Source organism: Rhodoplanes sp. P11 (assembly GCF_964266735.1).
Taxonomy (GTDB): Bacteria; Pseudomonadota; Alphaproteobacteria; order Rhizobiales; family Xanthobacteraceae; genus Rhodoplanes; species Rhodoplanes serenus.
The window spans coordinates 186,577-208,576 of the sequence record NZ_CAXWGY010000019.1; the positions used below are offsets into that span (position 1 = coordinate 186,577).

Consider the following 22,000-nt stretch of genomic DNA (forward strand, 5'->3'; position numbering starts at 1 on the left):
AACAGCCTCACAGCGAGGCGCCGCCGCAGATCGCGATCTCCTGCCCGGTGATGGCCGCCGCGTCTTCGGACAAAAGGAAGGCGACGAGCGCTGCGACCTCCTCGGGCCGGATCAGGCGGCCGAAGGGCGGCGTCTGCGGCGGCAGGTCGGCGCGGGCCGGATCGCTCAGCATGCCGGTGTCGGTCGCCGCCGGGGCGACGACGTTGACGGTGATGCCGTGCGCCGCGACCTCCTTGGCCCACGACCGTGCCAGCCCGACCAGCGCCGCCTTGGTGGCGGCGTACTGGCTCCGCTGCGCGGCGCCGCGCGCGGCACGGCTGCCGATCAGCACGACGCGGCCCCCCGCTTCCATGCGGGGCACCAGCCGGTCGGCGAGAGCGGTTGCCGCATCCACATGGATGCGCCACAGCAGCGTGCCGGCGGCGGCATCGAGGGCGCCGAGCGGCGCCCCCCGCATCACCCCGGCGGCATGCACGAGAGCGGTCACGTTGGCGAGCCGATCGAGCGCGGCGGCCCGCTCGCCCGGATCGGCGAGATCGGCCGTGATGGCGGTGAAGCCCGCTGCCGCGATGGTCGCGTCGGCCCGGTCGAGGCCGGTCACCCGCCAGCCGTCGGCGAGCAGCCGGCGGACGATGGCGGCACCGATGCCGGCGCTCGCGCCGGTCACCACCGCGTGGCGCATGGGCTCACTCGGGCTTGAAGCCGATCGACTGGAGCAGCTCGCGTGCTCGCACGATCTCGCTGGCGACGAACTTGCGCGAGTCCTCGATGCTCTCGGCCACCGGCTCCAGCATCGTGGTGCGCAGCTTGGCGATCACCTCGGGGTCGCGCATCGTCTCCTGGATCAGGCCGTTGAGCTTGTCCTGGATGGCGCGCGGCGTGCCCTTCGGGGCCCAGATGCCGTACCACGAATTGTACTCGAAGCCGGCGAGCCCGCCTTCCGCCATGGTGGGCAGGTCGGGAGCGATCGGCGAGCGCTGCTTGGTGGCGATGGCCAGCGCCCGGATGTGGGTGCCCTGGTTGGCGGCGGGCAGCAGCGCGAAGGTCGGCTCGATCAGCAGCTGGACGCTGCCCCCCATGGTGTCGGTCAGGGCCGGCGCAGTGCCGCGGTACGGCACCATCTCGAACGGGATGCCGGTGCGGTGCGCGAACGCGATGGTGGCGAGGTGTCCGGCCGATCCGAGCGACGAGATGGCGAACAGATATTGGCGCGGATCGGCCTTGGCGGCGGTGATCAGCTCCGGCAGGCTCTTCGGCGGCCTTGTGGTCGACATCACCAGCACCAGCGGCGCCACCGCGGTGCGGCCGACCATCTCCAGATCGGCTTCCGGGTCGAAGGTCGCGCCCTTCACCACCATGGGCATCACGGCGGTGTTGAAGGCGCTGGCGAGCAGCGTGTAGCCGTCCGGCTCGGCGCGCAGCACCGCCGTGGTGCCGATCAGGCCGGAGCCGCCGGTGCGGTTCTCGACCACGGTGGAGGCGCCGAAGCGCTCCTGGATCTTCTGGGCGATCAGGCGACCGAGCGCGTCGTTGGCGGCGCCGGCCGGCCACGGCACGATGATCTTGACGGTGCGTCCGGGCTGCGGCCAGCTCGTATCGGCCGGGGCCGCCGTGGTGGTCGCGACGACGGCGAGTGCCGCTGCGACCGTGATCAGAAATCGTCGCACGTCGAATCCTCCCTGAACGGTCGGCCGGATGGCCGGACGCGGGAGGGCGCTCCCAAAAGCCGTGGGCCGCCGCTCGCCGCAGTGACCGTCGGAGTAACTAGGTGGTTCACTCGGGCGCCTGTCAATTGCGGAAGCGTCGGCGTCCCCTGTGCCGGCGGCGCGCCGGCCATGCGGCCCGCTGGGGGCGGGCGTGGTCCTGACGCCGCGGGACCGGGTGCGCTAGGGTCGCTCCCGGGCAGACGAATCGGGGACCGGGGCATGACGACGTGCGATACCGAAGGCTCCGGCGAGGACCGGCTGATCGCCGCCTACTTCGCGCCGCTGGCCACCCACCCGGGGGCGCTCGGGCTCGCCGACGACGTCGCCGTGCTGACGCCGCCGGCCGGCTGCGACCTGGTGCTCGAAACCGACGCCATCGTGGCGGGCATGCACTTCTTCGCCGACGATCCGCCCGAGACGGTGGCTCGCAAGGCGTTGCGCATCAACCTGTCGGATCTCGCCGCCAAGGGGGCGCGGCCGCTCGGCTTCCTCTTGTCGCTGGCGCTGCCGCGCGGGCGTGGCGAGGCGGCGGTCGGCGACCGCTGGCTGGCGCCCTTCGCCCGGGCGCTCGGCGAGGACGCGGCGGCCTATGGCTGCCCGCTGCTCGGCGGCGACACGGTGGCGTCGCCCGGCCCGGTGATGATCTCGGTGACGATGCTGGGCGCCGTGCCGTCCGGCACGCTCGTTCGCCGCGCCGGGGCGCGGCCGGGCGACCGCGTCGTCGTCTCCGGCAGCATCGGGGACGCGGCGCTCGGGCTGCTGATGCGCGGTGAGCGGGTCGCGGCCGGCGACTTCGGTCTCGACGCCGCGGCGCGCGACCATCTGGTCGGCCGCTATCTGGTGCCGCAGCCCCGCACCGCGCTCGCCGAGGCGGTGCGCACCCATGCGTCCGCCGCCATGGACGTGTCGGACGGGCTCGCCGGCGATCTCGCCAAGCTGTGCGCCGCCTCGGGTGCCTCCGCGGTGATCGAGACCGCACGGCTGCCGCTGTCGGCGCCGGCCCGGCGGGTGCTGGCGGCGGCACCGGAGCTGCTCGCCACCGTGCTGTCCGGCGGCGACGACTACGAGATCGTGGCCGCGGTCGCGCCGGACCGGCTGGCGTCGTTCGCGGCGGCGGCCGCCGCCGCCGGTGTGCCGGTGACCGAGATCGGTGAGATCCTGGAGGGCCGCGGTCCGCCGCGGGTGCTCGGGCCGGACGGCTCCGCGCTCGCCCTCGACCGGGCGAGCTTCAGCCATTTCTGACCGGGATCAGGCGGCAAGTCCGTCGCCGTCGGCCACCATCACGGTGACGCCGGGCAGGGCGCGGAACGGGCGGAGCTGCTCGGCCGTCGCGCCCACGTCGGTGACCAGCGTCCACGGCCGGTTGAGCGGCAGCCACGCCGGCTGATGCGCGTTGCCGAGCTTGGAGGCGTCGGCGAGGAGATAGACCTCGGACGCCTGCTCGACCATCCGCTCCTTGAGCGCCACCTGCTCGGGCGTCGCCTCGCACAGGCCGCGGCCGGCGACGACGCCATCGGCGCCGAGAAACAGCTTGTCGACGGTGAGGCGGCGGATCGCCAGCTCGGCGAGCGGCCCGAAGGTGCCCATGCTGATCGGCCGCACGTTGCCGCCGAGAAGGGTCAGCTCGATCGTCTCCGACTGGGCGAACACCGGCACCAGCGCCAGGTTGTTGGTGACGACGGCGAGCCGGCGATCCTTGATCCGCAGGCCGAGCGCCTCGACGGTCGAGCCGACGTCGAGCAGCACACGGTCGCCGTCGGCCACCAGCGTTGCCGCCATCGCGGCGATCGCCTGCTTGGCCTGGAGGTTGATGTGCTCGCGGCTCGACAGCGTCGCCTCGGCGGCCGGCCGCGACAGCACCGCGCCCCCATAGGTGCGCATGACGGCGCCGGAGTCGGACAGCCGTTGCAGGTCGCGCCGGATGGTGGAGGGGGACACGTCGAGGCGCCCGGCGAGTGCGTCCACATCGGACTCGCCGGACTGGATCAGATCGAGGATCTGCTGCTCGCGCTCGCGTCGTCGCCGCATCTCTCGCACTCCCGCCACCGCGGGCCTGTCCGCCGCGGACGCCACCGTTGCGAGCGCTGCCGCCGGCCGGCCGTCACGGTCCCCCTCAGCGGCGGACCGCGAGCTCGGCGGCCTGGCGCAGCGCCTCGACCATGCTGCCCTCGTCGGCGATGCCGCGGCCCGCGATGTCGAAGGCGGTACCATGATCCACCGAAGTGCGGATCACAGGCAAGCCGACCGTGATGTTCACGCCCGCTTCGAGCCCCATCACCTTGATCGGGATGTGGCCCTGGTCGTGGTACATGGCGACGACGAGATCGAAGTCGCCCCGATAGGCGCGGAAGAACAGCGTGTCGCCGGGCAGGGGGCCTTCCACCGACCAGCCGCGCGCCCGGCAGGTGGCGACCGCCGGATCGATCTTGGTGGCCTCCTCGCCGTGGCCGAACAGGCCGTTCTCGCCGGCATGCGGATTGATGGCGCAGACCCCGATGCGGGGCTCGCCGAGCCCAGCGGCGACCAGCGTGGCGCGGCCGCGCGCGATGGTGCGCTCCACCAACCCCGGCTCGATCTTCGCCACCGCGTCGACGAGCCCGATATGGGTGGTGACGTGGATCACGCGGAGGCGCGGCCCGACCAGCATCATCGACACCTCGGGGGTGCCGGTGAGATGGGCGAGCAGCTCGGTGTGGCCGGGGAACTTGTGGCCGGCGGCGTGCAGCGCCTCCTTGTTGAGCGGCGCCGTGCAGATGGCATCGGTCTCGCCGGTGCGGCACAGCTCGGCCGCCTTGGCGATGGCGCGGTAGGCGGCCTCGCCCGACACCGCCGACATGACGCCGAACGGATGGCCGGACGGCACCGTCTTCAGGTCGATGCAGTCGATGGTGCCGGCAGCGCCGAGGCCGTCGGCCGGCCGCGCGACCGGCCGCACCGTCACGGTGGCGCCGACGATCGCGGCGGCCTCGCGCAGGCGCGCGGCGTCGCCGATCACCACCGGGCGGCACAGCGCGTGGACGTCCGGGCGGGCCAGCGCCTTGACGATGATCTCCGGGCCGATCCCCGACGGGTCGCCCATGGTGACGGCAATGACGGGGGTCGGCATGCGCTCAGCCCTTCTGCTCTGCGGACGTCTGGTGGAGGCGATCGAGGCAGCGCGCCAGCGTCGCGTCGCTGCCGAAGCCGCCCGCCTTGGTGGCGATCGGCAGCGCCACCGCCCCGACGGTGACGCCGAGCGGCACGCCGGGCTCGACCTCGTCGGCCAGACGGATGCCGGTGACGCCGATCTGGGCGAGGAGCGCACACACGGTGTCGCCGCCGGTGGCGACGAGGCCGCCGGCCTTGCGGGCCGCCGGGGCCACCAGGGCGGCGAGTCGCTGGGCGACCTCGCCACCGTGGCCGAGATCGCTGCCGGCGCCGTACTCGGTGGTCACCAACACGTCGCCCTGATCGATCGCCGCCTCGATGCGGCCCGCCAGCGCTTGCGCCAAGCCGGGATCGGCGGTGCCGCGCAGCACCGATTCGGCCACCGTGACGGCGTGCACCCGGCCGGTCTCGACGAGATGGGCAGCGGCGGCGCGGGACACCTCGGCGACGCTGCCGACGACCGTCAGGACCGACCCGCGCGTCGGCGGCACCGGCGCGGCCGGAATGGCGTCCGGCAGCGCCAGGCGGGCGAGGGCGGCCGCGAGGCCGCCGGTGCCGACGAACAGCAGCCGGTCGGCGAGCGGCAGCGTCGCCTCGGCGATCAGCCGCAAGTCGTCCTCGGTGGCGGCGTCGCAGACGATCGCATCGCAATTCTCGGCGAGCGCCGCCGTGACGATGCCGCGGACGGGGCCGGCGCCTCGCCTGACCTGGTCGAGAGGCACGACGCCGCTGCGCAGCGTCGCGGCCGCCAGCACATCGGGCAGGCGGCCGGTCGGATAGGTGTGGTCGCGCGCCCACAGCGGGGTCTGCTCCAGCGGCGCGCCGCCGACCAGCACACGGCCGCCCTCGGTGGTGCGCCCGGTGGCCGGGAAAGCGGGGGCCACCAGAGCGAGCCGCGGCGACCCGTCCCGCCGCAGCGCCGCCAGCAGGGCCGCCGTCTCGGCGGCCGGCTGGCCACGCAGGGTCGAGTCGATCTTCTTGTAGAGGTGCTGGCCGGGCCGGCGGCGGGCCGCCAGCACGGCGCACTGGCGTTCCGCCGCTGCCGATGCCGACAGCCGGCGGCTGTCGGCATCGACGGCGAGCACCGGGGCGGCGCCGGCGTCGCCGTCGCCCCAGGTCACCACGGTCTCGGCGCCCCGCCGCGCGAACGCGATGGCACAGTCGGCGGCGCCGGTGAGATCGTCGGCGAGGACCAGCCAGGGGGTCACGTCACGCCCCCTTGGAGGCGGGCGGAGCAGGGCTCGCGGCCGGCGCCGGCGCGGCCGGCTCGGCCGCGTCGTCGTCCGGCAGGTCGGCGGGGGCGCCGAACACCCGGGCGGTCCAGGCGGTCGCGAACGGCACCAGGATCGCCGTCACCACCACGCAGGCGGCCACCAGGATGGTCGCCGTCTTGGCGGCGTCCGCATAGATCGGGTTGGAGGCCGCGATGATGGCCGGCACCGCCGCCGCGTTGCCGGCGGTCGAGGCCGCCGCCACGCCGGCGACGCCCGTCCCGCCGGTCAGCCGGTCGGCGAAGAACAGCGGGATGCCGGTGACGATCACCACCGCGACGCCGAGGCCGAGGCCGAGCAGGCCGGCTTGCCACACCTTGGTCAGATCGAGGCCGGCGCCGAGCGCGAAGGCGAAGAACGGGATCATCACCGGCACCGCCTTGGCGAGGAAGTCGCGCATCTCGCGGTCGAGATTGCCGATGATCATGCCGACCACGAGGGGCAGGATGCCGCCCACCAGGGTCTGCCACGGGAACGCCGCGAGGCCCGCCACGCCGAGCGTCACCATCGTGAGAAATGGTCCGGATTCCAGCGACATGATGGTGTAGGCGCCGACGTCGCGCGGCTTTCCGTACTGGCCCATCAGGGCCATGTAGAGCCCGCCATTGGTGTCGTTGAAGGCCGCCACGATGGCGAGCGTCGACAGGCCCGCGAACATCCCGGCCTCGATCGGCGCCTCGCCGATCAGCCGGCCGAACACCACGCCGGCCACGATGCCCATGCCGATCTTCACGGCGAACAGCGTGCCGCCCTTCTTGAGGATGTAGGGGGTGGCCTTGAAGTCGATGCTGGCGCCCATGCAGACGTAGAAGACCGCCAGGATGGTCAGGGCGCCGGTGAACAGGGCGCCGGTGAACGAGCCGAAGAACTTGGGCGTGTTGGGTGCCAGCGTCGCGATCACGGCGCCGAGCAGGAGCGGCACGATCATCATGCCGCCGGGGACACGTTCGATGCTGCGCTTGATGGGCACTTGGATCACGGAAGGTCCCTTTCTCGATGATCGGAATGTGCGAATTCGGGCAAGTTGACCGCGCGGATGTCACCCGCTCGTCACATTAAATGCGCAATTTGCGCATTTCGCAAGCTTGTCTGCGCGATTCGGGCACAATTCCTGTGCGCACTGCACTCACACCTGCGACGCTCGCGCGGCTCGGGTGGCGATTTCCTCATCCCGAGACGGACGGGGGGCGATGGTGGCCTCCCGGCACGAAGCACACTAGTGTGCCGGCCCCGCCGCCGAGGAATTCCATGTCCGCCATCGCCACCGAGCCGCAAGCCGGGATCGACGACCGCCTGGCGCGTCGCAACGCCGTGGTGCTCGCCGTCGCCCAGGCGCTGGCCGGCGCCAACACCACCGTGGTGTTCGGCACCGCCGGGCTGGTCGGCACCATGCTGGCGCCGGACCCGGGGCTCGCCACCGTGCCGGTGTCCACCTTCGTGCTCGGCCTGTGGGCCGGGACCCTGCCGGTCGGCTACATCGCGCGGCGGTTCGGACGGCTCGTCGCCTTCGAGATCGGCACGCTGCTCGGCTTCGCGGCCGGTCTTCTCTGTGCCACCGCCGTCGTCTTCGCGTGGTTTCCGCTGTTCTGTGCCGGCACTTTCGCGGGCGGGCTCTATGGCTCGGCCCACCAGTCCTATCGCTTCGCGGCGGCCGACACGGCGAGCGAGGCGTTCCGGCCGAAGGCGGTGTCGTGGGTGCTGGCGGGCGGCGTGATGGCCGGCGTGTTCGGGCCGCAGCTCGTCATCGCCACCAAGGATCTGATGCCGCATTACACGTTCGCGGCCGGCTATCTGGCGCAGGCCGTGGTGGCGGTCGTGGCCGCCGGCGTGCTGCTCCTGGTGCGCTTTCCACCGCCCGCCGCGGCCGCCGCCGGGCGGAGCGGCGGCCCGCCGGCCCGGCCGCTGCCGGTGATCTTCCGCCAGCCGCGGCTGATCATGGCGGTGATCTGCGGGCTGGCCAGCTACGCCACCATGAACCTGATGATGACGGCGGCGCCGGTCGCCATGGTCGCCTGCAATCATTCGGTGACCGACGCGGCGCTCGGTCTCCAGTGGCACGTCATGGCGATGTACGCACCGAGCTTCGTCACCGGCAGCCTGATCGCCCGGTTCGGCAGTGCCCGGGTGATCGCCGCCGGGCTCGCCCTGACGGCGGCGGCCGGGGCGGTCGGCTGGGCCGGCGTGTCGCTCGCCCATTTCTGGGTCGCGCTGATCCTGCTCGGGATCGGTTGGAACTTCGCCTTCGTCGGCGCCACCGCCCTGGTGACTGCCTGCCACACCCCGGCGGAGCGCAACAAGGTGCAGGCCGTCAACGACTTCTTCGTGTTCGGCGCGATGGCGATCGGCTCCTTCGCGTCGGGCCAGATGCTGGCCCGGCACGGCTGGCCCCTGGTGGTCGAGGTCGTGCTGGGCGCGGTCCTCGCCACCGTGGCGCTGCTCGGCTGGGTGGCGCTGGCGGGACGGCGTCGGGCCGCGCCGCCGTCCTGACCTGCGAAACATCGTCGGCCGGTTGCGGCGAGGCTCGCGCGGCCGGTTCTTTCGATTGCGTCGCAAAAGGCTTTTTGGCAATGTCCGCCGCGCGGAATTGCGGACGGCCGGCGCAGGGGCGTGCCGGTCGCGTCTTACGCCCCTCCCGGGGGCTCGCTGCCAGCGCACAATCGAGGGTCATCGATGACAGCTTTGTGGGTAATCGTCCTTTGCGGGGCGTTTTCGATTGTTTACGCCGTCTGGGCGGTACGGTCCGTCATGGCCGCCGATGCCGGGACGGCGCGGATGCAAGAGATTTCCGCTGCCGTGCGAGAAGGCGCCCAGGCCTATCTGAAGCGGCAGTACACGTATATCAGCCTCGTCGGCGTCGTCATTTTCCTTCTGCTCGGCGTATTCCTCGGCTGGCTCGTCGCGGTCGGCTTCGCCATCGGTGCGGTGCTCTCGGGCGCGGCCGGCTTCATCGGCATGAACGTCTCGGTGCGGGCCAATGTGCGCACCGCCCAGGCGGCGATCTCGTCGCTCGCCGGCGGCCTCGACATGGCCTTCAAGGCGGGCGCCATCACGGGCCTGCTGGTGGCCGGCCTGGCGCTGCTCGGCGTCACCGTCTATTTCGGCTTCCTCACCGGCACGCTGGGCCTGAAGGCCAACGACCGCGTGGTGATCGACGCCCTGGTGGCGCTCGGCTTCGGCGCCTCGCTGATCTCCATCTTCGCCCGTCTCGGCGGCGGCATCTTCACCAAGGGCGCCGACGTCGGTGGCGACATGGTCGGCAAGGTCGAGGCCGGCATCCCGGAGGATGATCCGCGCAACCCGGCCACCATCGCCGACAACGTGGGCGACAATGTCGGCGACTGCGCCGGCATGGCGGCCGACTTGTTCGAGACCTATGCGGTGACCACCGTCGCCACCATGGTGCTGGCGGCGATCTTCTTCGCCGGCAGCGAGCTGCTGTGGCCGATGATGCTGCTGCCGCTCGGCATCGGCGGCCTGTGCATCATCACCTCGGTGATCGGCACCTTCTTCGTCAAGCTCGGCCCCAGCCAGTCGATCATGGGGGCGCTCTATAAGGGCTTCATCGCCACCGCGGTGCTGTCGCTGGTCGGCATCGCCGGCGTGGTCGGCCTGCTGATCGGCTTCGGCCCGCTGCCGGGCGTCGGCTACTCGGGCTGGCATCTCTATGCCTGCGGCGTCGCCGGTCTCGCCGTCACCGGCCTGATCGTGTGGATCACCGAGTACTACACCGGCACCAACTTCCGCCCGGTGCAGATGATCGCCAAGTCGTCGGTCACCGGCCACGGCACCAACATCATCCAGGGCCTCGCCGTCTCGCTCGAGTCGACGGCGCTGCCCACCATCGTGATCATCGCCGGCATCCTGGTGACCTACGGGCTCGCCGGCCTGTTCGGCATCGCGGTGGGCGTCACCACCATGCTGGCGCTGGCCGGCTTCGTGGTCGCCCTCGACGCCTTCGGCCCGGTGACCGACAACGCCGGCGGCATCGCCGAGATGGCCGGTCTGCCCAAGGAGGTCCGCCACTCCACCGACGCGCTCGACGCGGTCGGCAACACCACCAAGGCGGTGACCAAGGGCTACGCGATCGGCTCCGCCGGCCTCGGCGCCCTGGTGCTGTTCTCGGCCTATAACGAGGACCTGAAGCACTTCATCACCAACTCGGCGCAGCACCCGTACTTCGCCGGCGTGAAGCTCGACTTCGCGCTGACCAATCCGTACGTGGTGGTCGGCCTCCTGTTCGGCGGCCTGCTGCCGTATCTGTTCGGCGCCATGGGCATGATGGCGGTCGGCCGTGCCGCCCAGTCCATCGTCGAGGAGGTGCGTCGCCAGTTCCACGAGCGCCCCGGCATCATGAAGGGCACCGAGAAGCCCGACTACGGCCGCGCCGTCGACCTGCTCACCAAGGCCGCCATCAAGGAGATGGTGATCCCGTCGCTGCTGCCGGTGCTGTCGCCGGTGGTCGGCTACTTCATCATCTACTTCATCGCGGGCGGTGGTGCGGCCGGCAAGTCGGCGGCCTTCTCGGCGGTCGGCGCCATGCTGCTCGGCGTCATCGTCACCGGCCTGTTCGTCGCCATCTCGATGACCTCGGGTGGCGGCGCCTGGGACAACGCCAAGAAGTACATCGAGGACGGCCATTACGGCGGCAAGGGGTCCGAGGCCCACAAGGCGTCGGTGACCGGCGACACCGTCGGTGACCCCTACAAGGACACGGCCGGCCCGGCCGTGAACCCGATGATCAAGATCACCAACATCGTGGCGCTGCTGTTGCTGGCGATCCTCGCCCATCAGTGAGTCTGCCTTCGGGTGATCAGTTGTCGTTCCGGGGCGCGGCGAAGCCGCGAACCCGGAACCCAGCGGCACGCTCGACGCTCTCGGCTGGATTCCGGATCGCCGCTTCGCGGCTTCCGGAATGACCACCAAATTGATCAGCCGGATCTCGTCTGAGCCGTTCGCCCGGCGCTGGAACGACGAAGCCCCGCGGAGCGATCCGCGGGGCTTTTTCGTGCCGTCTCGTCCGTCCGAGGCGAATCGCACTGCCGCAGGGGTGAGCGGGCGGGTCCACGCGGACGGGGCTCACGCAGGTGGGAGGGGCAGGTCGGGAAGGGGGCGGGGCGGTCAGTACGGCGGACGCCGCGTCCCGCTCACCACCACTTCAGGGCCTTGAACATGTAGCTCAGATAGTTGAGCTCGCTGCCGGCGGTCGGGGTGGTGCGGCTGACGAAGTCGAAGATGCGGCCGTCCTTGATGCCGTAATTGGCGAGCCGCTCGACCTTGCGGGACTTGTCGAAGTAGACCGCGATGACGCGGCGGTCGACCTCCTTCTGAGGCAGGAACGAGGTCTGCTCGGCGCGCTGAGAGATGTAGTAGAACACCTCGCCCGAGACGGTCGCGACCGTCGACGGGGTGCCGAGCACGATCAGCACCTGCTCCTGCGAGGCGCCGAGCGGGATCTGCTCGAGCGCGCCCTCCGGCACGATGTAGCCGCGCTGATAGGTCTGGGTGATGCAACCGCCGAGCAAGAGGCCGAGCGCCAGAACGGCGCCGATGGCCCGACGCGGGCGGCGACCGGATGGCTGGCTGGTGGTCTGATGCACGTCGGTGGTCCCCCTTCGGCAGGCCGTAGCGTGGCAGGCCGTAGCGTGGCAGGGCATCCCACGCAACCGCGTCGAACGCAACCGCCAGATGGAATCGACGTGCCGCCCCCGCGACCCGTCGCTGCTCTCGCCGGCGGCCGCACCTTTGTCGCCCTCTATGGCGCGATCGTGGCATATGGAGACCGGGGCCCCCATATCGGGGGCGCCCGAGTCGCACCGGCCGTCTGTGGCGGGGCTGCTGATCGGTTGGGAAGGAGTATCGCCATGGGCAAGCCGGATCGTCCGTGGAGCGTCCCGGTCAAGCTGGACGACGTGCCGGAGGAGGGGCTCACCCTGCATCTGTCGGCCGACGCGCCGGCCCGCGAGGCGATCGCGCGGCTCGGTGGCCTGACCGGCCTGCCGCGGCTCACGGCCGATTTCGAGCTGACCCGGCAGGGCCGCGGCCTGCGTGTCGTCGGCACCGTGACGGCGACGGCCGGGCAGACCTGCGTGGTGACGCTGGAGCCGATGGAGAGCGAGATCGCCGAGGCGGTCGATCTCGTGTTCAGCCCAGACGCGCCGGTCGAGGAGGCGGGGCCGCCGCGCGACCCGGAGGCGGCCGAGCCGCCCGAGCCGCTCGTCGGCGGGACGGTCGATCTCGGCGCGGTGGCGACCGAGTTCCTGCTGCTCGGCCTCGATCCCTATCCCCGCAAGCCCGGGGCGGTGTTCGATCCGCCCGCCGACGGGGCGCCGGAGCCGGGACCCTTCGCGGCGCTGGCGGCCCTCAAGGATCGCGGTGCCTCCGGCGGGGAATGACCCCGCGCAGCGGAGTTTTCCGGACCCGCATCGGTGAATTAAGCGATTGTCACGCGACGCGGACGCGGTATTGTCGCGGCCTCTTCAACCCAGCGACTGGTCCGCGTCGGCCGGTCAATGGCGCAGTTTGCGCGCCGCCGCCAACGTCGGTTCATGTCTGAGAAGGTTCGCATCGCGCTGGACGCCATGGGGGGGGACAACGGGGCCGCGGTGGTGATCGCCGGTGCCGACTTGTCTCTCTCCCGGCATCCCGACACCAGTTTCATCGTGTTCGGTGACGAGGCCGTGGTTCGGCCACTGCTGGAGAGCCGGCCGGCGCTCGCGGCGGCCTCGCGGCTCGTCCACACCGAGGTCACCGTCAAGATGGACGAGAAGCCCAGCCAGGCGCTGCGCCATGGCCGCTGGCGCTCGTCCATGTGGCTCGCCATCGATGCGGTGAAGAAGGGCGAGGCGGACGTCACCGTCTCGGCCGGCAACACCGGCGCCCTGATGGCGATGTCCAAGTTCCACCTGCGCACCATGCCGGGGGTGTCGCGGCCGGCGATCGCCTGCCTGTGGCCGACCCTGCGGGGCGAATCGATCGTGCTCGACGTCGGCGCCTCGATCGGGGCGGACGTCCAGCACCTGGTCCAGCTCGCCGTGATGGGCAGCGCCATGGCCAGCGTGGTGTTCGACCTGGAGCGGCCGACCGTCGGGCTGCTCAATGTGGGGGTCGAGGAGGTCAAGGGGCTGGAGGAGATTCGCGAGGCCAGCCAGGTGCTGCGCACCCTGGCGTGCAGCCACATGGACTTCCGCGGCTTCGTCGAGGGCGACGACATCGGCCGCGGCACCGTCGACGTGGTGGTGACCGAGGGCTTCACCGGCAACATCGCCCTGAAGACCGCCGAGGGCACCGCCAAGCAGCTCGCCGCATACCTGCGCAGCGCCATGGGCCGAACCTGGATGGCGAAAATCGGCTATCTGTTCGCGCGACAGGCGTTCAAGACCCTGAAGGACAAGATGGACCCGCGCAAGGTCAACGGCGGTGTGTTCCTCGGACTCAACGGCGTGGTGATCAAGAGCCACGGCGGCACCGACGCGGAAGGCTTCGCGGCGGCCGTCGATCTCGGCTACGACATGGCCCGCTACGAGCTGATGGCGAAGATCCGCCGGACCCTCGGGCAGGCGGCCCCCGCTCCGGTGGCCGGAGAGGTGGCGTCGTGAGCATCATCCGTTCGATCGTCCGCGGCTGCGGCGGCTACCTGCCGGCGCGCACGCTCACCAATGCCGAGTTGGCCGGCATGGTGGACACCAGCGACGATTGGATCGTCCAGCGCACCGGCATCCGCGAGCGCCACATTGCGGCCGACGGGGAGCTGACCTCCGACCTCGCCGTCGCGGCCGCTCGCCGCGCCCTCGACGCCGCCGGCCTGGAGCCGCAGGCGATCGATCTCATCGTGCTGGCGACCGCCACCCCGGACCATACCTTCCCGGCGAGCGCCGTGACCGTGCAGGCGAAGCTCGGCATCACCCAGGGGGCCGCCTTCGACATGCAGGCGGTCTGCTCCGGCTTCGTGTTCGCATTGGCCACCACCGATTCGATGCTGCGCACCGGCGGCTTCTCCCGCGCCCTGGTGATCGGCTCGGAAACCTTCTCGCGCATTCTCGACTGGACCGACCGCACCACCTGCGTGATCTTCGGCGACGGTGCCGGCGCCGTGGTGCTGGAGGCGACGCCGCAATCCGGAACGCTGGCCGACCGCGGCGTGCTGGCGGCGCGGCTGCGCTCCGACGGTCGCCACAAGGACAAGCTCTATGTCGACGGCGGCCCGTCGGCGACCCGCACGGTCGGCTTCCTCCGCATGGAGGGCCGCGAGGTGTTCCGGCACGCGGTCGGGATGATGTGCGGCGCCGTCGAGGACGTGTTGGCGGCGACCGGCACCACCGCGGCCGACATCGACTGGTTCGTGCCGCATCAGGCCAACCAGCGCATCATCGACGCCTCCGCCCACAAGCTCGGCATCGGCCCCGAGAAGATCGTGTCCACCGTGGCGCTGCACGGCAACACCTCGGCGGCCTCGATTCCACTGGCGCTCGACCATGCCGTCGCCGACGGCCGGATCAAGCCGGGCGACCTGGTGATGGTCGAGGCGATGGGCGGCGGCTTCACCTGGGGCGCCGCGCTGATCCGCTGGTGACCGGCGCCCGCGAGCCCGACGGCGCCTGTTCAAATCTTCCCGCCGCATCGCACAGCCCCGGTTGACCCCGGAGGGCGAAGCTCATATCGTTGTAAATTCAGAGGGATATCAAAGTCGCTGGGCAGGCGCTGGGGCCACGATGAGCGCGAAGACAGTCACTCGGGCGGACTTGTGCGAGGCCGTCTATCAACGCTTGGGACTCTCCCGCACCGAATCGGCCGCGCTGGTCGAGCTGGTGCTCAAGGAGATCACCGATTGCCTGGAGCGGGGCGAGACCGTGAAGCTCTCCTCGTTCGGGTCGTTCGTGGTCCGCAAGAAAGGCCAGCGGATCGGCCGCAACCCGAAGACCGGCAAGGAAGTGCCGATCTCGCCGCGGCGCGTGATGGTGTTCAAGCCGTCGGCCATTCTCAAGCAGCGCATCAACGCCGACTCGGGTGGCGATGCCGCGACCGGCGCGCCCGCCACCGCCGGCACGGACGGGGCCGGCGCCTGACGGCGTGCCACGGCCGTCTCGGGGTGTGCCGGCGCGCGTGACGGCGAGGGCGGATCGTGCCCCACCCGGCGCGTACGGACCGGAAATGACGGACCCGAGATGACGGACCGGAAATGACGGACCCGAGGGGGCGGCCGTGAACAAGGCGCCGGAAGCGTTCCGCACCATCAGCGAGGTCGCCGACGAGCTCGACCTGCCGCAGCATGTGCTGCGCTTCTGGGAGAGCCGCTTTCCGCAGGTGCGGCCGATGAAGCGCGGCGGCGGCCGCCGCTACTACCGGCCCGACGACGTCGACCTGCTGCGCGGCATTCGCCATCTCCTCTATGGCGAGGGCTACACCATCCGCGGCGTGCAGCGCATCCTGCGCGAGCAGGGGGGGCGCTTCGTCCAGACGGTGTGGCAGGAGGGCGCGCCGCAGCCGGAGCGCAAGCCGGAGCTCGACGGCACCGAGAGCGAGGCCGAGATCGAGCCGGACGCCGCGGATGTGGCCGATGCGGCGGCGGCCTTCGACGAGGCCGTGGCCGGGGAGATGCCGCCGCAGGCATCGCCGGTCGCGAAGGCGGCCGAAGGGGAGCATGGCGAAGCGGGGCGTGACGAATCGGTCGATCCATCGGTCGATCCCTATGGCCGGCGCGAGCCGTCCTTCGGGGCGGCGGGCGCAACCCCGCACGCGACTCCGGCGCTCGGATCACACCCGCCGCCGAAGCGCGAGGCGGCACCCCTCGGCGCCGCGCCACACGACATCACGGCGCCTCGCGAGGCTGCCCCGGCGAGCGAGCCCGCCGTCCGCGCCCCGGTGGCGGAGCGCACCCCGCCGCCCGTCCGCGAGGTGCCGGCCGTGAGCGAGCGGGCCGCCGCCGTGCCGGTGCCGCCGCGGGGGCTCTCGGCCGCCGACCGGGCGCGCCTCGCCACCGTGCTCGATGCGCTGGAGGCGTGCCGCGCGCTGCTGCGCTCGGCGCGAGAGTCCGAGCGGACGTCGTGAGCCGGCGATCGCCGAGACTATCTCGTCCGGCGCGGTGATCCGGCCGAGAGCCGGGCCGAGGCCGGACGGACATCTTGCGGCTTGCGACTCCAAGGCGGCGCTTTCGACAGCCGACCGGAGCGAATTCCGACTCGATCGGATCGAAATTCCCTTCCGAGCGGTATCCGATCCAACGGGATCGGCCCCGCTCCAAAAGTCCTTATCTGATCGCATTTTCGACGGCGAACCGGAGTCCACTTCGCCGGAAAATGCTCTAGAAGTCGGGCGCCGCCCACCGCGGGCGGGGCACCACCGATCGAGCATGACCGACCCGACCTACACCTACCGCGCCCATCCGTTCACCGCCGAAAAGCTCTTCAGCCTGGCGCCCGACGGGCTCGCCTGGCGCGACCGCGGCCGGGCGCGGCTGCTCGCCTTCGCCGATGTGGTCGCGGTCGAGATCTTCCAGGAGCGACTTCCGGGGTCGTCGGCGGCCTACTGGGCTTGCGTGCTGCACCGGCGCGGCGGCGGCCGGGTCAAGCTCTCGGCCGGCCACCGGGTCGGGCTGTTCGCCGCCGAGGACCGCTCGGCGACCTACTTTCCCTTCGTCCACGCCCTGATGGCGCGCCTCGACGCCGCCCGGCCGGGGCTGGAGCGGCGCGAGCACCGGAGCGTGCTGGCCCGCGTCGAGACCGCGATCGGGCTCGTCGGGGTCGGCGTGCTGCGGCTGCTGCGCCGCCTCGATCTCGCTCGCACCGCGGCGCTCGCCGGCCGGCTGGTGCGGCTCGTCGGGCCACGGCTCAAGGGCCATCGTGTCGCTCGCGAGCAGCTCGCCATGGTGTTTCCCGAGATGTCGGCGGAGATGCGCGAGCACACGCTCGCCGGCATGTGGGACAATTTCGGCCGCCTGTTCGCCGAGTCGGCGCATCTCGACCGGCTGTGGGATTACGACTGGCGCGACCCGCGCCCCGGCCGCATCGAGGTCGACGCGGCCACCCGCGCCGCGATGCTGCGGCTGCGCGACGATCCGCGGCCGGCCCTGATGTTCACCGGCCATCTCGCCAACTGGGAGGTGGTGCCGCTCGGCGCCGGCACCATCGGGCGCGAGATCGCGGTGGTGTTCCGGGCGCCGCGCATCGGGCCGTTCGTCCGCGAGATGATCCGGGCCCGCCAGGCGGGCGGCAGCATGGTGATCGCGGCCGGGCCCGACACGCCGCTGCGCATTCGCGAGGCGCTGCGGCAGGGGCGGCTGGTCGGCATGCTGGTCGACCAGCACTATGCGCGCGGCGTCGACGTCACGTTCTTCGGGCGGACCTGCAAGGTCAACCCGATGCTCGGCCGCTTCGCCCGCCTGTTCGAGTGCCCGATCTACGGCGCCCGGGTGGTGCGGCTGCCGGACGCGCGCTTCCGCTTCGAGCTGGTCGGGCCGCTGCCGCCGCCCCGCGATCCCGACGGCAAGATCGACGTCGACGCCACCATGCAGATGATCACCGGCCTGATCGAGGACTGGGTGCGCCAGCATCCCGAGCAGTGGCTGTGGCTGCACCGCCGCTGGCGGTGAGCCCGTGGGGAGACCGGGCGGCCCGGCCCTCGGTGCGCTGGGCGTCAGTGGGTGGTGAGCACCGGGATCTCGGCGTGGGTGAGGATGTGGCGGGTGGTGCCGCCGAAGATCATCTGACGCAGCCGGCTCTGGGTGTAGGCGCCCTTGACGATGAGATCGCAGCCGAGCCGTGCGGCATGCTCCAGGATGGTCGGGCCGGCGGTGCGGTTGTCGCCGCCCTGGGTGTTGATCAGCGTCGCCTTGATGCCGTGGCGGGCGAGATTGCCGGCGAGCTGCTCGGCCGACGGCCCGGGCACCACGGCGCCCTCGACCGTCAGGATGGTGACGCGCTCGGCGCGGGCCAGGAACGGCATCGCCGAGGCGGTGGCGCGGGCCTGCTCGGTCGAGCAGTTCCAGGCGATCAGGACATGGCGGCCGACCGTGGCGGACGCCTTCGGCGGGGCCAGCAGCACCGGGCGGCCGCTCTCGAACAGGGCAGCCTCGAAGGTGCTCATATGCGGCCCGCGCGGATCGTTGCTCGGGCGGCCCATCACGATCAGGTCGAAGATGCGGCCGAGATGTCCGACGAAATTGTCGCCCTCCGGGGCGTCGTCGAGCCAGCCCCAGGCGGGGGCGGCGCTCGGCCCGGGCTCCGCGCCAGAGGGGGCGGTCGGCACCGCCTCGGCCCGCATCGCGGTCTCGAACAGCTCGCGGGCCTGGCGGGCCGCCTCGGCGTTCTCCTCCTCGAAGAAGGCGAGCGAGGCGGACGGCGCGACGTCCATGGCCACCACGGTCGGCACCGAGACGCGGACCGCAAATCCTTCGAGATAGCTGCCGAAGGTGCGGGCCACCGTGAGGGCGGTCGCCAGCGTCGACCGCATGGCGTCGTTGGGTTCGGTCGGGACGAGAATGGTCTTCATGGCGGCTCGGCCCCTGTCTGCGCCGTTGGGTCAACGCAGGGCGACGCCTCGTGTTCGGCGACGCATCGCGTTCGGTGATGCCTCGACGGCCACGTCGGCATGGTCGATGCACGCCACGAATAGGACGGACCCGGTCTGCTGTCGAGCGGTGCCGGGCACTGCCGCAGACGATGGAGGCTCGGGGGATCACGACCATACCGCTATGGGGCCGGCGCAGGTGAAGCGGCTGGCCGAACTCCAGCCGAGAGTTCGACGTTTGCGGCTGGATGTCGCGTGCCGCGGGATTCCGCTTTCGCAGCTTTGCCGCGCCCCGGAATGGCGCCGAACCGATGCCCGGAAACAGGATGAGAGCGATGGCCGCCGATGCCGACTCGTTATGCCCGGCACTCGGGTCCGGCCTTCGGCCGGCTCGAGCACATGCCTCGTGCCGGGTCTCCACGACCGCAAGCCGAGCAGCAACCAAGACGTGGATGGCCGGGACGAGCCCGACCATGGCGGAGGATGCAATCCGAGAGTGCTGCCGTCGGCATCGTACTCTTTCCGGGTGATCAGTCGGCGGTCGTTCCGGGGCGTGGCACCCGGATCGGCGCTTCGCGCCGTCCGGGCACAGGCTCCGCCGCAGACCCGGAAGCCAGCGGCACACTTCATCCAGAGGCAAACGTCGAACTCTCGGCTGGAGTCGGACAGTCGCTTCGCGGCTTCCGGAATGACCGCCGCGTTGATCAGCCGGATCTCATATGAGATCAGCCGCGCCGGGCGGCGCCTTGGTGACGAGCGAGCGGCGCCAGCGACAGGGTGTCCGTGACGAACGAGCGGCACCAGCAGGCGGCGTCACGGTGGCGAGCAAGCTGCTCCGCCGCTTCAACAACAAAAAAACGCTCGCTGCAGAGCAGGAGCGTTCACACAAACTCGGTTGAGCACGGCTCGAACTCACATGACATTGTTCAATTGACAACGTTCACACGAGCAGAATTTAGCGAGCCAAGCTCAGCTGATCATATCGAGGAAGATAGACAAAGGCGGAAGCGGTCGAGGTTGGGCCTTGCCTCACTGATGCGGCCCGATGAGACCGCTTCCGACCTTATCCGTTGTGGGTTCAGCCGCTACGCCAAAGTCCCAACGAAGACCAAGGCGATCGTCGCGGCCTTGCGAGCCCGGTGGCATTTCACCTCCCGCTCTCGACGCCGGATCTGCGTGTCGCCGAAGGTTCGGCGGAAGCGCGTCCGGCCGGAGTGTCTGCTTCGTCGGACCGTCGGATCAGTGGATCAACCAAGTCCGTCTCGAAGCTGACGATGAGATGGTCGCGCCAATGTCGTGTTTTGTCAAGCGGTCGCGGTCGTCGCAGTGAATTTCTTGTTTGCGCCGTCGAATGGATGCACCGCACACGCCATGCGGCGCCGCATTGCGGGTCGCATCACGATGCGGCGCCGTTCAGCGAACGGGAGACGACGACGGTTGTCGAACCGCACAGCGCTGCATCGCCGCGCTCCACAGAGCTTTATATGCAAAGATACAAGTGGAGAGCCGGACCAGATGCGGAGGCTCCAGCCGCGAGGCCATCAGCATCATCGCCGGATCGGCATTCTCATCCTGTCAGCATCGTCGCGATGGCCGCCGCGATGCGCGTGTCGGTCGGCTCGATCGCGGACGCGAACGCCCCGGCGATGCGGCCGTCACGGTCGATCAGATACTTGTGGAAGTTCCAACGCGGCGTATCGAGCGGACGCTCGAGCGCGGCCCAGCGATAGAACGGATGCGCCTGCGGGCCACGCACCACCGACTTCACGGTGACCGGGAAACTGACGCCGTAGCGATGCGTGGTGTGATCGATGCTCGCCTGGTCGCCCGGCTCCTGGCCGCCGAAGTCGTCGGACGGCACCGCGAGCACGAGCAGCCCGCGCGGCCCATAGGTGCGCCAGAGCTGTTCGAGCCCGGCATATTGGGGCGTGTATCCGCACAGCGACGCGGTGTTGACGATCAGCATCGGCTTGCCGGCGTGGCTCATCAGCCGGATCTCGCCGCCGCCCGCCTGCGCGAACCCGTGGACCCAGGCATTGGCACGGCTGGTCTCAGCGGCATGCGACGAGCCGGTCCAGGCGAGCGCCGCGGCGGCACCGGCCAGCACGGCGCGACGATCGAGGCGGGCCGGCGTGATCCAGTCTGGAGCCATGGTCGACGGGCCGGGGCGAGGAGAGGGGCGATGGAGCGTCATGGCGGCGTCCGGCTGCGTGCGATACGGCGCGCCGCGATGAAGGCTCCGCGAGCCGCGGAGCGCGCGACGCCGTGCTGTCCGTCGGACCTTACGTCGTCGCCGCCGCGCCGGATCACGTCCGCATCCACGCTGCGTGAATTCACGCTGCGACCGACGCGCCGTCGTCTCGCGGCGTCACGTCGATGCTGCGCCGATGCTGCGTCGGGGTCAGTCGGTGGCGCTGAGCTGGCCGATGGCGTCGCGGTGCAGCTCGCCCATCTTGGCGCCGATGTCGGTGCGCGACATCGGCACGCCGGCGCGGTTGAGGTCGTACCAGAGCTTCTGGAGGATGGCCTCGCTGCCGTCGACGGTGCCGGAGGCGTGCACCTCGGCAGCATAGAGCGTGAGCTGGTCGTCCGGAAGCTGCATCAGGCGCCCGGCCCACAGGCCGGCCAGCGCATTGCGGCGCGCCACGATGCTGTCGCGGGTGTCGGCGTCCGGGCACCAGCGATGCGTGGTGGCGCGGCGGGCGATGGTCTCGGCCTGGGTCGTCATGCGTCTCCTCCGGGTGTGACGAATTGGACGTTCGAGCGTCCTTGCGGCTTTTGGGTTCGAGGCTCCGGCCACGATCGCGGCTTCGCCCGCGAGCATCAGGGCCGGTCCTGAACCGCCGATCGACGGCGTCGGTACAATTACCTAGCTGGGTCTCCGACTTTTGTCTACCGGCGCGAACTGGCGCGACCTTGCGCGGGACGGGTGTGGAGTGGGCCGGGATCGGCTGGACCGCCTCGCCAGGTCGAACCCGCGTCGCGGCGGCCGACACGAACCGCACGAACGGCCTCCGCGGCGGCGTGGAGCGGGGCCGGCACCCGAGGGAGGATGCGGCATGGCGAGCAGCATGCGCGGTCGCGGTATGGGTCTCGTGCTCGGGCTGGCTCTCGGGCTCTTCGGGGCCGCCGGCAGTGCGGCCGCGCAGGGTGAGTATCGCGGCACGCCGGCCCAGCAGCGGGCCTGCCGGCCGGACGTGTTCCGCCTGTGCGCCGGCGAGATTCCGAACGTGCGCGCCATCACGGCCTGCCTGGCGGCTCGCATCGGGCGGCTGAGCCCCGAGTGCCGGGCGGTGTTCGAGGCCGCCCGCGGCCAGTGAGCGACGAAGAGGCGGCCGGACACGCGCCCGCCGCCCGTTCCAATTACCTCTCCGC

General features: G+C 71.2%; 20 protein-coding genes. 10 read left to right on the forward strand and 10 right to left on the reverse strand.

What is annotated here, in order from left to right:
• Nucleotides 1-7: 7 nt before the first annotated feature.
• A complete protein-coding gene (locus ACFQUV_RS19970; RefSeq protein ID WP_129608567.1) occupies nucleotides 8-682 on the reverse strand; it encodes an SDR family NAD(P)-dependent oxidoreductase in 675 nt (224 codons plus the stop codon).
• A gap of 4 nt (nucleotides 683-686) precedes the next feature.
• Nucleotides 687-1,667, reverse strand: coding sequence for a tripartite tricarboxylate transporter substrate binding protein (locus ACFQUV_RS19975; RefSeq protein ID WP_129608568.1), 981 nt, complete (start codon nucleotides 1,665-1,667; stop codon nucleotides 687-689).
• A 258-nt stretch (nucleotides 1,668-1,925) separates the two neighbouring features.
• Here ACFQUV_RS19975 and thiL point away from each other — a divergent pair, with 258 nt between their 5' ends.
• Nucleotides 1,926-2,948, forward strand: a complete 1,023-nt coding sequence (gene thiL / locus ACFQUV_RS19980; protein ID WP_129608569.1) for a thiamine-phosphate kinase — start codon at nucleotides 1,926-1,928, stop codon at nucleotides 2,946-2,948.
• A gap of 6 nt (nucleotides 2,949-2,954) precedes the next feature.
• On the opposite strand, the gene ACFQUV_RS19985 is transcribed toward thiL, so the two are convergent.
• From ACFQUV_RS19985 to ACFQUV_RS20000, 4 genes are all read right to left on the reverse strand, one after another.
• Nucleotides 2,955-3,734, reverse strand: a complete 780-nt coding sequence (locus ACFQUV_RS19985) for a DeoR/GlpR family DNA-binding transcription regulator (RefSeq protein ID WP_129608570.1) — start codon at nucleotides 3,732-3,734, stop codon at nucleotides 2,955-2,957.
• Nucleotides 3,735-3,819: 85 nt separating this feature from the next.
• Nucleotides 3,820-4,812, reverse strand: a complete 993-nt coding sequence (gene pdxA / locus ACFQUV_RS19990; protein WP_129608571.1) for a 4-hydroxythreonine-4-phosphate dehydrogenase PdxA — start codon at nucleotides 4,810-4,812, stop codon at nucleotides 3,820-3,822.
• A gap of 4 nt (nucleotides 4,813-4,816) precedes the next feature.
• Nucleotides 4,817-6,061 carry a four-carbon acid sugar kinase family protein gene (locus tag ACFQUV_RS19995; protein WP_129608572.1) on the reverse strand — a complete coding sequence of 415 codons (1,245 nt, stop codon included), beginning with the start codon at nucleotides 6,059-6,061 and terminating at the stop codon, nucleotides 4,817-4,819.
• A 1-nt stretch (nucleotide 6,062) separates the two neighbouring features.
• A complete protein-coding gene (locus ACFQUV_RS20000) occupies nucleotides 6,063-7,100 on the reverse strand; it encodes a 2-keto-3-deoxygluconate permease (protein WP_129608577.1) in 1,038 nt (345 codons plus the stop codon).
• A 272-nt stretch (nucleotides 7,101-7,372) separates the two neighbouring features.
• Between ACFQUV_RS20000 and ACFQUV_RS20005 the strand changes: the two genes are divergently transcribed.
• Together ACFQUV_RS20005 and ACFQUV_RS20010 are read left to right on the forward strand one after the other, a co-directional pair.
• Nucleotides 7,373-8,611: an MFS transporter gene (locus tag ACFQUV_RS20005; RefSeq protein ID WP_129608573.1), complete on the forward strand. Its 1,239-nt coding sequence runs from the start codon at nucleotides 7,373-7,375 to the stop codon at nucleotides 8,609-8,611.
• Nucleotides 8,612-8,794: 183 nt separating this feature from the next.
• Nucleotides 8,795-10,918 (forward strand): sodium-translocating pyrophosphatase, encoded by a 2,124-nt coding sequence (locus tag ACFQUV_RS20010; RefSeq protein ID WP_111386757.1) that lies wholly within the window; start codon nucleotides 8,795-8,797, stop codon nucleotides 10,916-10,918.
• A gap of 350 nt (nucleotides 10,919-11,268) precedes the next feature.
• Here ACFQUV_RS20010 and ACFQUV_RS20015 read toward each other — a convergent pair whose 3' ends face one another.
• On the reverse strand, nucleotides 11,269-11,721 hold the full coding sequence (locus ACFQUV_RS20015) for an outer membrane protein assembly factor BamE (RefSeq protein WP_170300805.1): 453 nt from the start codon (nucleotides 11,719-11,721) through the stop codon (nucleotides 11,269-11,271).
• Nucleotides 11,722-11,985: 264 nt separating this feature from the next.
• Here ACFQUV_RS20015 and ACFQUV_RS20020 point away from each other — a divergent pair, with 264 nt between their 5' ends.
• The 6 genes from ACFQUV_RS20020 to ACFQUV_RS20045 all read left to right on the forward strand — a co-directional run bounded on the left by ACFQUV_RS20020 (nucleotide 11,986) and on the right by ACFQUV_RS20045 (nucleotide 17,708).
• Nucleotides 11,986-12,516: a DUF177 domain-containing protein gene (locus ACFQUV_RS20020; RefSeq protein WP_129607176.1), complete on the forward strand. Its 531-nt coding sequence runs from the start codon at nucleotides 11,986-11,988 to the stop codon at nucleotides 12,514-12,516.
• Nucleotides 12,517-12,669: 153 nt separating this feature from the next.
• On the forward strand, nucleotides 12,670-13,719 hold the full coding sequence (gene plsX / locus ACFQUV_RS20025; RefSeq protein WP_129607175.1) for a phosphate acyltransferase PlsX: 1,050 nt from the start codon (nucleotides 12,670-12,672) through the stop codon (nucleotides 13,717-13,719).
• Nucleotides 13,716-14,693 (forward strand): beta-ketoacyl-ACP synthase III, encoded by a 978-nt coding sequence (locus ACFQUV_RS20030; RefSeq protein ID WP_129607174.1) that lies wholly within the window; start codon nucleotides 13,716-13,718, stop codon nucleotides 14,691-14,693. The genes plsX and ACFQUV_RS20030 overlap by 4 nt, the downstream gene beginning before the upstream one ends.
• Before the next feature lie 139 nt (nucleotides 14,694-14,832).
• The gene (locus ACFQUV_RS20035; protein WP_111386767.1) at nucleotides 14,833-15,186 is read left to right on the forward strand and encodes an integration host factor subunit alpha; all 354 of its coding nucleotides are present in this window, start codon (nucleotides 14,833-14,835) and stop codon (nucleotides 15,184-15,186) included.
• Between the two features lie 136 nt (nucleotides 15,187-15,322).
• Nucleotides 15,323-16,168, forward strand: coding sequence for a MerR family transcriptional regulator (locus ACFQUV_RS20040; protein ID WP_129607173.1), 846 nt, complete (start codon nucleotides 15,323-15,325; stop codon nucleotides 16,166-16,168).
• 301 nt (nucleotides 16,169-16,469) lie between these two features.
• The gene (locus ACFQUV_RS20045; RefSeq protein WP_165363725.1) at nucleotides 16,470-17,708 is read left to right on the forward strand and encodes a lipid A biosynthesis lauroyl acyltransferase; all 1,239 of its coding nucleotides are present in this window, start codon (nucleotides 16,470-16,472) and stop codon (nucleotides 17,706-17,708) included.
• Nucleotides 17,709-17,752: 44 nt separating this feature from the next.
• On the opposite strand, the gene ACFQUV_RS20050 is transcribed toward ACFQUV_RS20045, so the two are convergent.
• The 3 genes from ACFQUV_RS20050 to ACFQUV_RS20060 all read right to left on the reverse strand — a co-directional run bounded on the left by ACFQUV_RS20050 (nucleotide 17,753) and on the right by ACFQUV_RS20060 (nucleotide 21,353).
• Nucleotides 17,753-18,607 carry a universal stress protein gene (locus ACFQUV_RS20050; RefSeq protein WP_129607171.1) on the reverse strand — a complete coding sequence of 285 codons (855 nt, stop codon included), beginning with the start codon at nucleotides 18,605-18,607 and terminating at the stop codon, nucleotides 17,753-17,755.
• A 1,585-nt stretch (nucleotides 18,608-20,192) separates the two neighbouring features.
• Entirely contained in the window at nucleotides 20,193-20,777 is a 585-nt protein-coding gene (locus tag ACFQUV_RS20055; RefSeq protein ID WP_129607178.1) for a glutathione peroxidase, read from the reverse strand.
• Nucleotides 20,778-21,026: 249 nt separating this feature from the next.
• Nucleotides 21,027-21,353, reverse strand: a complete 327-nt coding sequence (locus ACFQUV_RS20060) for an ATPase inhibitor subunit zeta (protein ID WP_155480142.1) — start codon at nucleotides 21,351-21,353, stop codon at nucleotides 21,027-21,029.
• Nucleotides 21,354-21,684: 331 nt separating this feature from the next.
• On the opposite strand from ACFQUV_RS20060, the gene ACFQUV_RS20065 reads away from it, so the two are divergent.
• A complete protein-coding gene (locus tag ACFQUV_RS20065) occupies nucleotides 21,685-21,945 on the forward strand; it encodes a hypothetical protein (protein ID WP_244601404.1) in 261 nt (86 codons plus the stop codon).
• Nucleotides 21,946-22,000 lie beyond the last annotated feature (55 nt).

What these genes read in the sequence shown, in the direction of transcription:
- ACFQUV_RS19970 (WP_129608567.1), bottom strand. Translation starts at nt 682, where the DNA reads ATGCGCCACGCGGTGGTGACCGGCGCGAGCGCCGGCATCGGTGCCGCC.
- thiL (WP_129608569.1), top strand. Translation starts at nt 1,926, where the DNA reads ATGACGACGTGCGATACCGAAGGCTCCGGCGAGGACCGGCTGATCGCC.
- ACFQUV_RS19985 (WP_129608570.1), bottom strand. Translation starts at nt 3,734, where the DNA reads ATGCGGCGACGACGCGAGCGCGAGCAGCAGATCCTCGATCTGATCCAG.
- pdxA (WP_129608571.1), bottom strand. Translation starts at nt 4,812, where the DNA reads ATGCCGACCCCCGTCATTGCCGTCACCATGGGCGACCCGTCGGGGATC.
- ACFQUV_RS20005 (WP_129608573.1), top strand. Translation starts at nt 7,373, where the DNA reads ATGTCCGCCATCGCCACCGAGCCGCAAGCCGGGATCGACGACCGCCTG.
- ACFQUV_RS20010 (WP_111386757.1), top strand. Translation starts at nt 8,795, where the DNA reads ATGACAGCTTTGTGGGTAATCGTCCTTTGCGGGGCGTTTTCGATTGTT.
- ACFQUV_RS20020 (WP_129607176.1), top strand. Translation starts at nt 11,986, where the DNA reads ATGGGCAAGCCGGATCGTCCGTGGAGCGTCCCGGTCAAGCTGGACGAC.
- plsX (WP_129607175.1), top strand. Translation starts at nt 12,670, where the DNA reads ATGTCTGAGAAGGTTCGCATCGCGCTGGACGCCATGGGGGGGGACAAC.
- ACFQUV_RS20035 (WP_111386767.1), top strand. Translation starts at nt 14,833, where the DNA reads ATGAGCGCGAAGACAGTCACTCGGGCGGACTTGTGCGAGGCCGTCTAT.
- ACFQUV_RS20045 (WP_165363725.1), top strand. Translation starts at nt 16,470, where the DNA reads ATGACCGACCCGACCTACACCTACCGCGCCCATCCGTTCACCGCCGAA.
- ACFQUV_RS20050 (WP_129607171.1), bottom strand. Translation starts at nt 18,607, where the DNA reads ATGAAGACCATTCTCGTCCCGACCGAACCCAACGACGCCATGCGGTCG.
- ACFQUV_RS20055 (WP_129607178.1), bottom strand. Translation starts at nt 20,777, where the DNA reads ATGGCTCCAGACTGGATCACGCCGGCCCGCCTCGATCGTCGCGCCGTG.
- ACFQUV_RS20060 (WP_155480142.1), bottom strand. Translation starts at nt 21,353, where the DNA reads ATGACGACCCAGGCCGAGACCATCGCCCGCCGCGCCACCACGCATCGC.
- ACFQUV_RS20065 (WP_244601404.1), top strand. Translation starts at nt 21,685, where the DNA reads ATGGCGAGCAGCATGCGCGGTCGCGGTATGGGTCTCGTGCTCGGGCTG.